The organism is Luteimonas galliterrae, assembly GCF_023374055.1.
Lineage (GTDB): Bacteria > Pseudomonadota > Gammaproteobacteria > Xanthomonadales > Xanthomonadaceae > Luteimonas_C > Luteimonas_C galliterrae.
The window spans coordinates 2,064,319-2,079,743 of record NZ_JAMBEP010000001.1 but is presented as its reverse complement, the minus strand read 5'-3'; the positions used below and the strand labels follow the sequence as shown (position 1 = coordinate 2,079,743).

Genomic DNA, 15,425 nt, shown 5'->3' with positions numbered 1-15,425 from the left:
ACAGGCCCTAAGGCACCGCATGCAGATCACCATGTCCCCGTACTACGGCAAGCCCGATTTTTCCGGGCTTGCGCCCGGCGCCGCCGGGCCAGGCCAGGTCGACCCCGTGTCGGTGGCCGACCTGTTGCGCAACGCGTTCGTTTACCCGCCGCATTCGATACTGCAAGGCGTGAAGCTGGTGACGTTCGGCTTCTGCCCGCAGCACGACATGCATACCGCGCCGGAATTCCGCTTCAAATTCCGCAACGCGGGCGAGGTTCCGGAAACCGCCAGCCAGGACCAGGATTGGGTCGGCGTCTACCATCGCTTGTTGTGCGAAGCGGTAACGAACTCGTGCGCGGAAGCGCGGGCGCCATGGCTGCTGCAAAGCGGCGGCAAGGATTCGACCACGCTGGCGATCGCGATCGCCGACGCTCGCCCGGACGCCACCTGCGTCACCTACCTAGGCGGCCGCGAGGAGAACGAGCTGGAATCGGCGGCCTTCGTCGCCCGCAAGCTCGGGCTGCGGCACGAAGCGCTGGTCTGCGATCCGGGCCGCGCCTACGACCGTTATCTGGCGGCCGTGCACCGCATGCCGCTGCTCACTGCCGACTTCGCGCTGCTGTCGTACATGGACCTGGCGACCGAGATCGCCGCGCAGGGCGGCGACGGCGTCATCGACGGTCTCGGCGCCGACAGCTACTTCGGCACGCCGGTGAGCCGGCAGCAGCGGTTGCTGGCGCGGCTGGCGCGGCAGATGCGGTTGCCCGATCGCGTCGCGGAGCTTCCGCTGATCGACCGCAGCTTCGAGTTGTGCTTCGCGCTGGGGACTTTGCAGATGAATCCGATCGAGCGCGTCTTCCCCGGCTCGCGCTTCACCGACAGCGAAGTCGACAGTCTGTTCGGCCGCGACATGGCGAGCCTGTCGCGCGCGCGCCTGGCGCTGTTCACCGCCGAAATCGATTCGGCGACCAGCGCCTGGGAATGGCGCGACATGTCGATGTCGATCGCGGGCTCCGCGGGCGCTTTCGCCAAGGGCCTGTATGCCGCCCATGCCCTGTCGCTGCACGCCGCTTATCCCTTCTGCGATCGCGCATTGCGCGATTGGGTGCATCACCAAGTGCCGCGGGACCAGAAAGTGGATCCGGAAACGCGTGTCAACAAGATGCTGATCCGCAAGCACATCGCCACGCGCTTCGGCGATCTTCCCTACGTGCGCAACAAGGGCAGCTTTCGTTTCGACCTGCGCGGCCTGGCCGCGCAGCGCTTCGACCAGGTGCGCAGCTATGCGCAACAGGCCGCCGATCTGCTGCCGGGAGCCACGCCCTGGTTGGACAGGAATCGCCGCCGCCTGGACAACAAGTACCACGCTTCGAAGTTCTACTTGTTGGCCGTCGTCCTGCCGTGGGTGGTCTGCCGCAGCCGCGACGGCGCTTCGACGGCTGCCGCGCCATGAAGCGCCCCGGCGATGAAGGCGCGAGCCTGGGCTCGCGCAGGGATTTCATGGGCGGGCTGCTGAGCCTGGCCGCGTTCGCTGCGGTCTGCGGCGCGCTGCCCGCCATCGCCCGCGTCGCCGCTGCGCCCAGAGTGCGCGGCAATGCGCGGATAGATGTGCGCGACCACGGCGCCAAGGGCGATGGCGTCAGCGACGATACCGCCTCGTTCCAGGCCGCCATCGATGCCCTGCCGAAGGATGGCGGCACCGTATACGTGCCGGCAGGCGCCTATCTGATCGACCCGACGCGCAGCGTCAAGCTGCGCAGCCGGATGCACCTGTCGATGGACGATGCGGCCAAGCTCGTGGCCAAGCCCAATGCCGCGACGCGCGCATATGTGCTGCTGGCGCTGCAGGTGGAGAACGTGGAGATTTCCGGGGGGCGCATCGTCGGCGATCGCGATTCCCATTTGGGCACGGGTGGGGAGTGGGGCCACGGCATCAGGGTCCGCGGCTGCACTGCCGTCACTATCCGCGATATCCACATCTCCCGCTGCTGGGGCGACGGCATTTCCGCCGGCGGCGTCATCTTCAAGGGCGGGTCGTCCACGCCCGGCCGCGATCTGCTGATCGCCGATGTTGTCTGCACCGGGAATAGGCGCCAAGGATTGACCTTAGGCAGTTATCGCGGCGCTGTCGTGCGCGACAGCGAATTCAGCGGCACCGGCGGCACGCCGCCCGCCGCCGGCATCGATATCGAGCCCGATACCGATGTCGCGCGCGACATCCTGATCGAGAATTGCCTGGTGCGCGGCAACCGCGGGCCCGGCATCCAACTCTACAAGCGCGCCGCCGAAGTGACGATCAGGAAATGCACCATCGAACGCAATCGCGGAGACGGCATCCTGGGGCTCGCCGCGATCGACTGCGTCATCGTCGACAACCAGATCCGGAACAACGGGTCCAGAGGCGTCTCGCTGCGCGCCGGCTCGCGCAACGTCCGCATCGCGGGCAACCGGTTCGTCGGCAATCTGCAGGGCGGCAAACAGCAGATACGCACGGCCGACGACAGCGTCGCTGTGCGCATCGAATCGAACAATCAGTTCGAATAACGGCGCGAAGCGCGTTCCGCATCGACGTGATCTTTCCGTCGTAATGCCCGTCTGAAGCTTCCTGAATCCGTCTCTTGCATAGATTCATCTGCAACTGAATACGCGGACGCGTTTTTCGATCCGCTGCGTAGTCATGAACTTGAATAGGGGCGCGCGATGAACGGTTTATCGAAAAATTGATTCGGATATCACAAATGCGCGCAGCTGAGGTGGTCCGAGCGGACAGGATGCGGTAGGTTTAAAAAAGTGACGAACTGATGAAGGAGACAAAAATTGCGGCTGTTCGACGATATCCACGCCCTGGAAAATGATCCGAATAAGAACAATAAGAAAAGCGATCTTGCGCAAGCGATATCCGGGGCAGGCATCGGCCGCCGCGATTTCCTGCGCCAATCGTTCGCGATCGCGCTGCCGGCCGCGCTGATCGGCATCGCAGGACCGGCCCTGGCCGCTGCGGGCTCGGCAGCGACGGCCTCCAGCTACACGCTTCCCTCCCGCCAGCGCGGCAGCACGGTGCGCAACGTGCGCAACTACGGCGCAGTCGGCAATGGCGTCGCCGACGACACCGCAGCGTTCCAGGCGGCGATCAATTCGTTGCCGTCGGCGGGCGGCACGGTCGAGGTTCCGGCCGGCACGTACCGGATCGACGCGGTGACTTCCGTGAAGCTGCGCAGCTACATGCATCTGAAGCTGGCGCAGGACGCCAAAATCGTCGCCAAGCCGAACAGCGCGGAAAGGTACAACATCCTGTACGTGAACAAGGTGCGGGACGTCGAGATCTCTGGCGGCCAGATCATCGGCGAACGCAGCGGACACAACGGCACCACCGGCGAGTGGGGCCACGGCATCTTCGTTCGCGGGTCCAGCAACGTCACGATCCGCGACACGCACATCTCCAAATGCTGGGGAGACGGCTTGGTCGTCGCCGGCGCGGACATGTGGCAAGCGCCCGCGCAGCGCTCTTCGAACGTTTTCGTGGCCAACATCGTCAGCACCGGCAACCGGCGGCAGGCCATGTCGATCGGCTACGTGAACGACCTCAAGGTCTACGACTCGGAATTCAGCAACAGCAACGGCGCCACGCCCCAGTGCGGCATCGACATCGAGCCGGAGAACGGCAACACCTCGTACAAGGTGCTGTTCGAGAACTGCCTGGTCCGCGGCAACGCCAGGTACGGCATGCTGCTCTACAAGGGCTCGCAGGGCGTGACCATCCGCAACTGCATCGTGGAGAACAACGGCAGTTGCGGCATCGTCACGCGCAACGCGACGGCGACTTACATCGTCCAGAGCACCATCCGCAACAATTCGGCGACGGGCATCTTCATCCAGGACGGAACCAAGAACTGCCAGATCAGCCAGAACACCTCGTACGGCAACTACAACCGGCTCGGCACGGTCACCAGAACGCCGTTCGAGATGTCGGGCTGGAGCCCGGCGATCGAACGCGACATCCTGATCCAGGGCGCAGTTTCCGACATCCGGATCACGACCAACTACTACCGCTGACTCCGCGCGCCGCCCCGCATCGCCGGGGCGGCTTCGCGATCGCCGCCCAGGCGCCATGCGCAGTTCGGCGGAACGGCCAATACAAGCATCAGGATTAACGGTTCGGGAATCGCGCCAGCGGTCCGTCACATTGGAATCAGGCAGTCGCGATTAACGTCAGCCGATTGTCCGGCAACAACGTGATGCATGGTCATTCCGCCTTCCAACCCGCAACCGGGATTCCGGCGAAGCGCGCGCATCGAAAAGGCCTGTGCGTGACGGTGCCCGTGAGCATGACCGCATGGCGCCGTGCGGCGATGACCGTTTCGATGCTGGGCGTCGCCACGGCCGTCGGCGCGCTGATGGTATTCCTTACCCAGGCGCTGCTCGCGCGCCAGATGGGGCCCAATGCCTATGGTTTGTTCGCATCGTCGTTGGCCACGGTCACGATGATCGCGCCGCTGGCCGGCTTCGGACTGACCCAATTCCACCTGAAGGTCTACGGCGTCGAGGGATGGCAGGCGCGGCGTTGGCTGAAGCCGTCGATGGCTTTCATCCTGGCCACGACGCTGGCGGCGTTGGCCGTCGTCGTCGCATGGGCGCTGACGGGCGCGCCGCACGACGGCACGCGCTTCAGCCTGCTGGTGCTCGTGCCGGTGGTGTTGAGCGTTCTCGCCGTCAACCTGGTCAGCAACAAATACCGCCTGGAAAACCGTTTCGGGCGGATGGCGTTGAACCAGATGGTGATCCCCGGCAGCCGCCTGTTGGCGGCGATCGCGTTGCTGGTGGTGCCGCGGCCGTCGGGGGAACTCGTCGCGCTCTGTTACGGGGCGATTTCGCTGCTGGTCGCGTTGTCCGCGATACCGCAGATGCGGGCGATGTTCAGCGGCGAGATTTCGCTGGTCGGCTATGGGCCGCGAAGCGAATCGGAAGCGCCGGCCGCCGCAAGCCCCGGCATGGGCGCGGTATGGTCAGAAGCATGGGCCTACGGCGTGTATGCGGCGCTGTATCCGGTTTTTTTCCAGATCAGCACGATCCTTCTCAAATACCTGCAGGGCGATAGCCATGCCGGCATGTATGCGATCGCATTGGCGGTGATGACCGCGATCTACCTCATACCCGCCACGATCTACCAGAAGTTCCTGCAGGGCAAACTGCACCGATGGGCCGCGCACGACAAGCCGAAGTTCCAGCTGGTATACCGCAAGGGCAACGTCGCCATGTTCCTGCTGGGGTTGGCGGTGAGCGCGGCGCTGGTGCTGCTCGGTCCCTGGCTGGTCCCGCTCGTGTTCGGCGAACGCTATCAGCGCGTGGTGGCGATCCTGATGGTGCTGGCGTTCTGTCCGCCGATCCGCTTCCTCTCCACGTCGATGGGTTCGGCGCTGCTGACCGAGAACCACATGCGCTTCCGCGTGTATGCGATGGCGTTCGCTACCGTTGCCGCTGTCGCCGGCAATGCCTTGGTGATCCCCGCCTACGGCGACCTGGGCGCAGCGTGGGCCACCGTCGCCGCCGAAACGATACTGCTGCTGGGCACGTACTACGGCGTACGCCGTTTCACCCGAATTCAACGAGCCGGTGACGATAGTGATCGCGGCTAGCGCGCCGCCCGCGCTCGGCGACGAGATCGCCGCCGGCCAGGAAGTCCCGTTTATGACCGCAATCCCGGAGTATCGGACGAAGACGACGCATCCCTCCGCGTCCGCGGGCGCCCCGCTCAAGCGCGCAGTGGTATTGGCGATCTTCGCCGGATGGACGCTGTTCTCCGTCTACGTCTACAGCCGCTACAGCCAGCTAGGCGACGCGGAGGCGTACCTGACCGGCGGATACGACGAATACTCGCAGAGCCGCACGCTGCTGATCGCACGACTCGCCGGCGGTTTGCGGTCCGTGCTGGGCGCCGATGTGCTGGTGCACCTGGCGTTCTCCTTGTTCGCCGCCAGCGGCGTCTGCTATCTGGTCGCGCAGGGCGACATCCGCGGCCGCTATCGATGGCCGCTGCTGGCGATCCTCCTCAATCCCAATTTCGGCGTATGGGCTTCCGTCACCGGGCGCGAATCCCTGTTCGTGGGCCTGCTCGCCTATTTCATGGGAGCGGTGCTGGGCCACTATCGACGCCATGGCATGCTCCGCGTCCTGATCGCATCGCTTTGCGTGGCCGGGATGATCTATATCCGCGCAGCGTTCGGCATCGGCATCGCGTTGTTCCTGCTGATCTACCTTCTGTACGCGTGGGGCCCGCGCTTGCGCTTGAGCATCGGCATACAGGCGTTGTTTTTCGTGTCGCTGGCGGCGCTGGGCCTGTTGCTGGCCTGGCCGTATATCGACGACTACATCAGCAACGAGATCCTTCCGCTGGCCAGGAGCTATTTCACGGTGGCATCCGCCACCACCCGTACCTGGGTCGACCTGCAGACGACGCGCGATCTGCTGAGCGGCCTGTGGTGGATATTGCCGCTGTCGCTTATCGGCCCGACGCCCGCGGAGGTGCTCGCGAGGCCCGTCATGCTGCCGTTCCTGGCCGCGGGCCTGGTCGTGTTCGGTGTGCTCTGCCATTCGGCTTACGTGGCGCTGTTCAAGGCGCCGCGCGGGCCGTCGCGAGGAATCCTGGTGCTGGGATGGCTGCCCGCCACGCTCGTCATCCTGGTGTCGTACGCGCCGTTCGGCATCTACAACCCCGGAAGCGGCATTCGCTACGCTTCCTGTTTCCTGCTTTTCCTGGCATTCCCGTCGTTGCTGCTCGCGACCGCGCCCACCGTCGCGAACGTCAGGCGTTCGTTGCGGGGAAGCGCGGATGCGGACGATGCCGCAACAGCGAGTACGGCGATGAGCACATGACAGGCTTTAGGTTCTTGAACCGCAGACAACCCGATCGCGACGGAGAAATGTTTTCTAACATTCCCTGTCGCATGCGCCGGCTAGAATCGGGCCCCTTGCGACTGCCGGCACCGCATCGGCGATCGTCCGTCCACACCTTACGGAGAATCTGCAGATCACGATGAAGATAGCGTTCTTCGCGAATACCGATTGGTATCTGTACAACTTCAGGCTGTCGACGGCATTGCGGCTGCGGTCGCTCGGCGCCGAGGTCCTGATGGTGTCGCCGCCGGGCGATTTCGGCGCGCGTTTCGCCGAGCACGGGATCGCATGGCGGCAGTTGCCGATGAACCGCAGCAGCCTGGACCCCGTGCGCGAAACGCTGGTGCTGCGCGCGCTGGTGCGGCTGCTAGCCGCGGAGCGACCCGACCTGCTGCACAACTTCACGGTGAAGTGCGCGGTGTACGGCGCGCTGGCCGCGCGCATGGCGAAAATACCGGCCGTGGTCAATGCGGTGGCCGGCATGGGCTACGTGTTCACCAGCGACCGCATGAAGGCGCGCGCGCTCCGGCCGGTCGTCAGCGGCTTGATGCGCCGCACACTAGGGCACGGCAATTCGCGCACGATCCTGCAGAACCCCGACGACGTCGAGATGTTCGTCGCGCTGCGGCTGGCCCCGGCCGAGAAGATCCGTCTGATCCGCAGTTCGGGCGTCGATACGAACCGCTTCTGCCCGACCCCGCGCGACTCGGAAATCAGGCGTCCGCTACGCGTGCTGCTCGCGGCGCGACTGCTGTGGGAGAAGGGCGTGGGCGAATTCGCCGCTGCGGCCGCGATGCTGCGCCAGCAAGGCCGGGAGATCGAATTCCTGCTCGCGGGCATGCCCGATCCGGGCAACCCGCGCTCGGTGCCGCGGGCGGAAGTGGAGCGTTGGCAGCAGCAGGGCACGGTGAAGTGGCTTGGCCATGTCGACGATATGCCCGCACTGATGTGCGGGGCCGACGTGATGGCGTTGCCCAGCTATTACCGCGAAGGCGTGCCCAAGAGCCTGATCGAGGCCGCGGCCAGCGGATTGGCGCTGGTCACCACCGATCTGCCCGGTTGCCGCGAGGTGGTGGCCGAACACGGCGTCGATGGCTTGCACGTGCAGCCGCGCAGCGCGGAATCCTTGGCTGCGGCGCTGGCGCGGCTGGACGACGATCGCGCGCTGTTGCGGCGGCTCGGCGGCCGCGCGCGCGACCGCGCATTGCTGCACTTCGACCAGCGCAACGTCATCCAGCGGACGATCGACGTCTACAACGAACTTCTGCCGGTGCCGTTGCCGGACGACAGCGCTTTCAAGCCTGACGATGCGGAAGCGCTGCGGCATGTCGCCTGACGCGCCGGCGGTCTGACGCGCCGCGCCCATGCCGTCGATACAGGATCTCGTCGTCTCTTTGACGTACCCGCCGACCTTGTCGGCGGCGTTGCTCGCGTGCGCGGGATTGGGACTGTGCTTGCGCATGCGCAACACGGCGGTCGCGATCTCGGCTTTCGCGATCGCATGGTCGCTGGTCTGGTCTGTCCCGCGGTTTTCGGATGGGTTGCGCGGCCACCTCGAGTCCCGCTATCCGGTGGCGGACGAAGCGGCGTTGCCCGACGCGGATGCCATCGTCGTGCTGGGGGGCGGGCACTACGGTTGGATCAATCGCCCGGGTTTGCGCATCGACCAGCTCGAAAGCAGCCGCATCGCCGCCGGCGCGCGCGCCTGGCTGAGCGGGCGCGCGCCGATCGTCGTGCTTTCCGGCGGCGGCAGCGAAGCGCGCACGATGGCGAAGGCGATCGCAAGGTTCGGCGTTCCGGCATCGGCGCTGATATTGGAGGATCGCAGCCGCAATACGCGCGACAACGCGTCGTTCACCGCCGCCTTGACCAAGGGCCGCGGCGTGCGGCGGATATTGCTGGTGACCTCGTCGCTGCACATGCCGCGCGCGAGCCTGCTGTTCCGCGAAGCGGGCATCGATGTCGTGCCGGTGCCGGTGCCTGAACGCGCGCGCCGAGCGACGTGGCGGGAGCGCTGGGTGCCGTCTTTCGGCGCGTTGTGGCGCAGCGGACGCGCGCTCAAGGAGTATGTCGGCCTGCTTGCGGTCAGGTTACAGAACTGAATGCGAAAAATACCGGTCATTTTCATGAACGTCCGCAGACCGGCGCGCCGATCCTCACGCGATTGATGCAAACCAAACTTTAGGATTCCGTTGCGGCACAACGGCAGTGCCCACCTTCGCGCGGTGCGTTGCGCATTACACCGGCACATCCTCGCATGGAGATGCGGGCGATTATCGGCATCGCGATACCGATGTCCGTGCCGCGAGCCAAGAGGAAAGAACGTTGAAAATCACGACTCGTGCCTGCGCGCTTGCGCTCGTTATCGCGGTCAGCGGATGCGCCGGCCAGCAGATGAACACGCGTTCGGTGCAGAGCAGCGAACAGGGCGGCGACGTCGCCATGGTGCCGATCACGGCCGAGCTGGTGGCCGGCGAACAACGCCCGCTGCAGCGCCTGCCGTCGGAATTGGCCAGCTACCGGCCCGAGACCTACCGCATCAGTCCCGGCGACACGATCCTGGTCACCGTGTGGGACCACCCCGAACTGACCACGCCCGCCGGCAACCAGCAACAGGCCGTCATCAACGGCCGCTTGGTGCAGCCGGACGGCACGTTCTTCTATCCCTATGCCGGCAAGATCAACGTCAAGGGCATGAGCATCGAGGAACTGCGCAGCACGCTGTCCAGCCGCCTCGCGCAGTACATCCGCGATCCCAAGGTCGACGTCAACGTCGTCGGTTACGGCAGCCGCATCGCCTTGCAGGGCGCGTTCGTCGACACCTCTCCGCAGGACATCACCACGGTGCCGCTGACCTTGTCGCAAGCGATCGGCAAGGCGCGCATCAATGTCGAGCAGGCCGACCTGTCGGGATTGGTGCTGACTCGCGACGGCCGCGACTACAAACTCGATCTGGACGCGCTGAACCGCAACGGCAAGATCGCGCAGGACATCTATCTGAAACCCGGCGATCACCTGTACCTGCCGTTCAACGATCGCAAAGAGGTCTACGTGATCGGCGAAGTGCTGCGGCCGCAGGCGATCAACTTCAAGACCACGGACATGTCGCTCACCCAGGCCCTGGGCCGCACCGGCGGCTTGAATCCGATCACGTCCAAGGGCAGTGCGGTTTACGTGATCCGCGGCGTCGAGGAAATGAAGAACACGCCGGCAACGGTGTACCACCTCAACGCCAAATCGCCGGTGGCTTTCGCGCTGGCCGACCGCTTCTCCTTGCGGCCGGGCGACGTGGTGTGGGTGGGTCCGGCCGGGGTCACCCGTTGGAACCGCTTCCTGTCGCAGTTGCTGCCGTTGTCCGGCCTGATCAGCAACGCGGCCTCGGCCGAGTACAACTTCGGCCGTCCCGACTGATCGCCGCCGCCGCTCCGGCGACTACCGGAGCGGTTCGCGTCGCGGTCGCAACTTGTGAGATGGCCGCAGGGCACGGTGCGCTCCCGACCCGATGGAGCGTGCCATGTCTGTCTTCGCTGCCAACCCGACCCGCCGTGCCGCCTCCGCTGCCGACCCGGAGCTCGACCGCTTGCTCAAACAAGCGGTATTGATCGGCCTGATCGTAGTCCTGGCCCTGCCGACCGCGCGCGGCTACAGCGCCTGGTTCGGCTGGGTGCCGCTCTGGCTGCTGGGCATGCCCCTGACCGCCTGGTGGGCGCTGCATCGGTTCCGGTTGCCGCAGCGCGCCGTCGAGGGCGCCCCTGCGATGCGGCGCCGTCCTCGCGTCCAGGCGCGGCGCCGGTTCCAAGCCGCCGCACCGCATCGGCTGAGCCGGGCCGCCTGACCCGGCCGGCCGCTGACCTTCGGCACGGCAGCCGCGCCGATGGCCTGTGCTAGCGTTGGGGTTTCCAACGTTTTCGCCGGGGAGCGCCCATGTCGAAGCTGTCGCAGGCTTGCCATACCTTATTAATGGCCTCTGGCCTGGCCGCGTCGGTCGCCGGCGCCGCCCATGCCCAGGAGGCCGATAAAGTGACCGATCCGTCCGATACCTATGCCTGGCTGGAAGGCGTCGAGGATCAGAAGGCTTTGGAATGGGTCAGGGCCGAGAACGCCAAGACCGAGGCCGAGCTGGCCGCGACGCCGGAATTCAAGAAGCTGGAAGGCGAGATCCGCGCGATCCTGGATTCGGACGCGAAGATCCCAGGCGTCGAAAAGATCGGCGATTACTACTACAACTTCTGGAAGGACGCCAAGCACGAGCGCGGCCTCTGGCGCCGCACCACGCTCGAGGAATACCGCAAGCCGCAGCCCCAGTGGGAGACGGTGATCGACCTGGACGCGCTGAACGTCGCCGAGAACCGCAGCGGCGAGGAAAAGTGGGTCTGGCACGGCGCCGACTGCTTCAAGCCCGAATACAAACGCTGCCTGGTGGCGTTGTCGCCCGGCGGTTCCGACGCCGACGTCACCCGCGAATTCGACCTCACCACCAAGCAATGGGTGAAGGACGGCTTCTTCCGCAAGGAGGCCAAGGGCGCCCTGGGTTGGATCGACCAAGACACGGTGTACGTGTTCACCGATTTCGGCCCCGGCACGCTCACCAGTTCCGGTTATCCGCGCATCGTCAAACAATGGAAGCGCGGCACGCCGATCGAATCGGCGCAGGTGGTCTACGAGGGCAAGGCCGACGACATGTACATCGCGGCCATGCACGACAACACACCGGGCTACGAGCGCGATTTCGTCAGCCGTACCATCGCCTTCTACAACGACGAGCTCTACTTGCGCGGCAAGGACGGCAAGCTGAGCAAGATCGACGTTCCCAATTCGGTCAACAAGTCGGTGCACAAGCAGTGGCTGACGCTGGAGTTGCGCGAGCCGTGGACGGTCGGCGGCAAGACGTACGCGGCCGGGTCGCTGATCGCCGCGAGGTTCGACGATTTCATGGCCGGCAAGCGCGATTTCGACGTGCTGTTCGAGCCCACCGAGAAGACTTCGCTGCAGAGCTTCGTCTGGACCAAATCCCACGTGGTGCTGAACGTGCTGGACGACGTGAAGAACAAGCTGAGCGTGCTGACTCCGGGCACGGGCGGTTGGAAGAAGGGCGAGTTCGTCGGCGCGCCGGCATTCGGCACCCTGGCCGTGGGCGCGGTCGACGAAGACGACAGCGACGCGGTCTGGCTGACCGCGACCGATTACCTGACTCCAACCACGCTGTCGCTGGTCGAGATCGGCAAGCAGCCCGAACAGCTGAAGGCGATGCCGGTGTTCTTCGACGCCTCGAGGGACGTCATCGAACAGCACTTCGCCACGTCCAAGGACGGCACCAAGGTCCCGTACTTCATCGTCCGGCCGAAGGACATGAAGCTCGACGGCAGCACGCCGACGTTGTTGTACGGCTACGGCGGCTTCGAAATCTCGCTGACGCCGGCCTATTCGGGCGGCATCGGCAAGGGCTGGCTGGAGAAGGGCGGCGCCTATGTAGTCGCCAACATCCGCGGCGGCGGCGAGTACGGCCCGCGCTGGCACCAGGCCGCGCTCAAGGCCAACCGCCACAAGGCGTACGAGGATTTCGCCGCGGTCGCGCAGGACCTGGTCGCGCGCAAGATCACCTCGGTCAAGCGCCTGGGCATCCAGGGCGGCAGCAACGGCGGCCTGCTGACCGGCAACATGCTCACCCAGTACCCGGAACTGTTCGGCGCGGTCGTCGTGCAGGTGCCGCTGCTGGACATGAAGCGCTACAGCCATCTGCTGGCCGGCGCCTCGTGGATGGCCGAGTACGGCGATCCGGACAAGCCTGAGGAATGGAAATTCATCCAGACCTTCTCGCCTTATCACCTGTTCGATGCGTCCAAGACCTATCCGCCGACGATCTTCATGACCTCGACCAAGGACGACCGCGTGCATCCCGGCCACGCCCGCAAGATGATGGCCAAGATGCAGGCGGCCGGTAAGGACGTGCGTTATTACGAGAACATCGAGGGCGGGCACGGCGGCGCGGCCAACAATGCGCAGCAGGCGCATATGAATGCGCTGGCGTATACCTTCTTGTGGAAGGAACTGACCAAGTAACCCATCACCCGCCATCCCAGCGAATGCTGGGACCCATGTTGCTCTTCTGTTTTAGGCGGTCATTCCCGCGAAGGCGGGAATCCAGCGGCTTGAACGTCTAGTTTCCGAGAGCAAGATCAAAATGAGTCCCAGCGTTCGCTGGGATGACGGATAACGAACCCCCGTTGCGCTTTGCCGGATCGGACCCCATACATGAAAACCACTTTCTTCTCGCTGGCCACCCTTCTCCTGATGACCACCAACGCCGCCGCAGCCGATCTTCCGTCCCCGCCCGACGCCGCCAAGAAGCCGTACGAGGTGAAGGCTCCGTTCGGCGCGACCCGCAGCGACGAGTACTACTGGCTGCGCGACGACAAGCGCGAAAACAAGGAGATGCTGGCCTACCTCAACGCCGAGAACGCCTACGCCGACGCCTACATGGCGCCGCTCAAGCCGGTGCAGGACAAGCTTTACGACGAGATCGTCGCGCGGATCAAGCAGGACGACAGCAGCGTGCCGTTCCGCGAGCGCGGCTACTGGTACTACACCCGTTTCGAGACCGGCAAGGACTATCCGATCCACGCCCGCCGCAAGGGCACGATGGACGCGCCGGAAGAAATCCTGCTCGACGTCAACGCGATGGCCGCCGGCAAGGACTACTTCAACGTCGCCGAGTACGAAATCTCGCCCGACAACAAGATCATGGCCTGGACCGACGACGATGTCGGCCGTCGCCAGAACAAGATCCATTTCAGGAACCTGGAAACCGGCGAGACCTATCCGGAAACGATCCCCGGCGTCACCTCGTACACCGCCTGGGCCGACGACAACAAGACCCTGTTCTACGTCGAGAACGATCCGGAGACGCTGCTCACCACCCGGGTCAAGAAGCACGTGCTCGGCACGCCGGTGTCGCAGGACGAAACGGTGTACGAGGAGAAGGACAACAGCTTCTACATCGGCCTGTGGCGCACCCGCGACGACAAGTACATCTGCATCGACGTCGGCAGCACGGTGATGACCGAAATCCGCTGCGCGCCGGCAGCCGATCCTAAAACCTTCGCCGTCCTGTCGCCGCGCGAGCGCGATGTGGAGTACTACGCCGACCATCTCGGCGATCGCTGGGTGATCCGCACCAACGCCGACGGGGCCGAGAACTTCAAGATCGTCACCGCCCCCGACGGCAGCGCATCGCGCAAGGATTGGAAGGACTGGGTGCCGCACCGGGAGGACGTCTTCATCGAAGACATCGAACTGTTCGACGGCTTCGCCGCGATCTCCGAGCGCTCCGAGGGGCTCGAACGCATCCGCCTGCTGAAGGCCGGCGACAAGGAGGAGTACGTCAAGGCCGACGAAACCGCGTACTCGATGGGCTTCGCGGTCAACTCCGAGCCGGACACCGACTGGCTGCGCTACACCTACACCTCGATGACCACGCCGCCGACCACGTACGAGCTCAACACCAAGACCGGCGAGCGCCGCCAACTGAAGCAGCAGCCGGTGATCGGCTACGATCCGTCCAAGTACGCCACCGAACGCGTCTGGGCCACCGCGCGCGACGGCACCAGGATCCCGGTGTCGCTGGTCTACAAGAAAGGCTTCGAGAAGAACGGCAAGGCCGCGATGCTGCAGTACGCGTACGGCAGCTACGGCGCGTCGATGGACCCGGGCTTCAGCATCGTCAACGTCAGCCTGCTCGACCGCGGCATGGTCTACGCGCTGGCCCACATCCGCGGCGGCCAGGAAATGGGTCGCAAGTGGTACGACGACGGCAAGCTGTTCCACAAGAAGAACACCTTCACCGATTTCATCGACGTGACCGATCATTTGGTCAAAGAAGGTTATGCGGCGAAGGACCGCGTCGCCGCTTACGGCGGCAGCGCCGGCGGCTTGCTGATGGGCGCGATCGCCAATATGGCGCCGGAAAAATACCGGGTGATCCTGTCGCAGGTGCCGTTCGTCGACGTGGTGACGACGATGCTCGATCCGACCATCCCGCTGACCACGAACGAATACGACGAGTGGGGCAATCCGGAGAAGAAGGAATACTACGATTACATGATCACGTACTCGCCGTACGATAACCTGAAAAAGCAGGCGTATCCGGCGATATTCGTCGGCACCGGCCTGTGGGATTCGCAGGTCCAGTACTGGGAGCCGGCGAAATACGTCGCGCGCCTTCGCGATCTCGACACCGGCAAGCAGCCGGTGCTGTTCCGGACCAATATGGACGCCGGGCACGGCGGCAAGTCGGGACGGTTCCGCAAGTATCGCGAGCAATCGGAGATGTTCGCGTTCATGCTGGATCAGTTGGGCGTGGGCGCCACGACCGCGACGCATTGATCGCATAACGCAGGCTGCCGTTGCCCCCTTTGAAAAAGGGGGCGGATCGCCGAAGGCGATGGGGATTTGCTTTTTGTAGGAGCGGCTTTAGCCGCGAGCTTTTTAGCAGCATCAAAAGCTCGCGGCTAAAGCCGCTCTTACGAAAGGCAACATCAAAAGCAAACCCCCCT

At 64.8% G+C, this 15,425-nt stretch carries 11 protein-coding genes; all 11 read left to right on the top strand.

What is annotated here, in order from left to right:
* The first annotated feature begins 19 nt into the window (after positions 1 to 19).
* The 11 genes from M2650_RS09640 (at position 20) to M2650_RS09590 (ending at position 15,255) form a co-directional block, all read left to right on the top strand.
* Positions 20 to 1,435 carry an asparagine synthase-related protein gene (locus tag M2650_RS09640; RefSeq protein ID WP_249473715.1) on the top strand — a complete coding sequence of 472 codons (1,416 nt, stop codon included), beginning with the start codon at positions 20 to 22 and terminating at the stop codon, positions 1,433 to 1,435.
* Positions 1,432 to 2,526 carry a right-handed parallel beta-helix repeat-containing protein gene (locus M2650_RS09635; protein ID WP_249473713.1) on the top strand — a complete coding sequence of 365 codons (1,095 nt, stop codon included), beginning with the start codon at positions 1,432 to 1,434 and terminating at the stop codon, positions 2,524 to 2,526. The genes M2650_RS09640 and M2650_RS09635 overlap by 4 nt, the downstream gene beginning before the upstream one ends.
* A 273-nt stretch (positions 2,527 to 2,799) precedes the next feature.
* Positions 2,800 to 4,035 (top strand): right-handed parallel beta-helix repeat-containing protein, encoded by a 1,236-nt coding sequence (locus M2650_RS09630; protein WP_249473712.1) that lies wholly within the window; start codon positions 2,800 to 2,802, stop codon positions 4,033 to 4,035.
* Between the two features lie 272 nt (positions 4,036 to 4,307).
* The gene (locus tag M2650_RS09625; RefSeq protein ID WP_249473711.1) at positions 4,308 to 5,615 is read left to right on the top strand and encodes a lipopolysaccharide biosynthesis protein; all 1,308 of its coding nucleotides are present in this window, start codon (positions 4,308 to 4,310) and stop codon (positions 5,613 to 5,615) included.
* Positions 5,593 to 6,852, top strand: coding sequence for a hypothetical protein (locus M2650_RS09620; protein ID WP_249473709.1), 1,260 nt, complete (start codon positions 5,593 to 5,595; stop codon positions 6,850 to 6,852). The genes M2650_RS09625 and M2650_RS09620 overlap by 23 nt, the downstream gene beginning before the upstream one ends.
* A gap of 160 nt (positions 6,853 to 7,012) precedes the next feature.
* A complete protein-coding gene (locus M2650_RS09615; protein WP_249473708.1) occupies positions 7,013 to 8,209 on the top strand; it encodes a glycosyltransferase family 4 protein in 1,197 nt (398 codons plus the stop codon).
* Positions 8,210 to 8,237: 28 nt separating this feature from the next.
* Positions 8,238 to 8,975 (top strand): YdcF family protein, encoded by a 738-nt coding sequence (locus M2650_RS09610; protein ID WP_249473705.1) that lies wholly within the window; start codon positions 8,238 to 8,240, stop codon positions 8,973 to 8,975.
* Positions 8,976 to 9,198: 223 nt separating this feature from the next.
* Positions 9,199 to 10,284 (top strand): polysaccharide biosynthesis/export family protein, encoded by a 1,086-nt coding sequence (locus M2650_RS09605; protein ID WP_249473703.1) that lies wholly within the window; start codon positions 9,199 to 9,201, stop codon positions 10,282 to 10,284.
* A 103-nt stretch (positions 10,285 to 10,387) separates the two neighbouring features.
* Positions 10,388 to 10,708, top strand: a complete 321-nt coding sequence (locus tag M2650_RS09600; RefSeq protein WP_249473700.1) for a hypothetical protein — start codon at positions 10,388 to 10,390, stop codon at positions 10,706 to 10,708.
* Positions 10,709 to 10,797: 89 nt separating this feature from the next.
* Positions 10,798 to 12,933, top strand: a complete 2,136-nt coding sequence (locus M2650_RS09595) for a prolyl oligopeptidase family serine peptidase (protein WP_249473697.1) — start codon at positions 10,798 to 10,800, stop codon at positions 12,931 to 12,933.
* Between the two features lie 231 nt (positions 12,934 to 13,164).
* Positions 13,165 to 15,255 carry a S9 family peptidase gene (locus tag M2650_RS09590; protein WP_249474359.1) on the top strand — a complete coding sequence of 697 codons (2,091 nt, stop codon included), beginning with the start codon at positions 13,165 to 13,167 and terminating at the stop codon, positions 15,253 to 15,255.
* The last annotated feature ends 170 nt before the right edge of the window (positions 15,256 to 15,425 follow it).

Coding starts and splice junctions, on each gene's coding strand:
- M2650_RS09640 (WP_249473715.1), top strand. CDS start 20: ATGCAGATCACCATGTCCCCGTACTACGGCAAGCCCGATTTTTCCGGG.
- M2650_RS09635 (WP_249473713.1), top strand. CDS start 1,432: ATGAAGCGCCCCGGCGATGAAGGCGCGAGCCTGGGCTCGCGCAGGGAT.
- M2650_RS09625 (WP_249473711.1), top strand. CDS start 4,308: ATGACCGCATGGCGCCGTGCGGCGATGACCGTTTCGATGCTGGGCGTC.
- M2650_RS09615 (WP_249473708.1), top strand. CDS start 7,013: ATGAAGATAGCGTTCTTCGCGAATACCGATTGGTATCTGTACAACTTC.
- M2650_RS09610 (WP_249473705.1), top strand. CDS start 8,238: ATGCCGTCGATACAGGATCTCGTCGTCTCTTTGACGTACCCGCCGACC.
- M2650_RS09600 (WP_249473700.1), top strand. CDS start 10,388: ATGTCTGTCTTCGCTGCCAACCCGACCCGCCGTGCCGCCTCCGCTGCC.
- M2650_RS09595 (WP_249473697.1), top strand. CDS start 10,798: ATGTCGAAGCTGTCGCAGGCTTGCCATACCTTATTAATGGCCTCTGGC.
- M2650_RS09590 (WP_249474359.1), top strand. CDS start 13,165: ATGACCACCAACGCCGCCGCAGCCGATCTTCCGTCCCCGCCCGACGCC.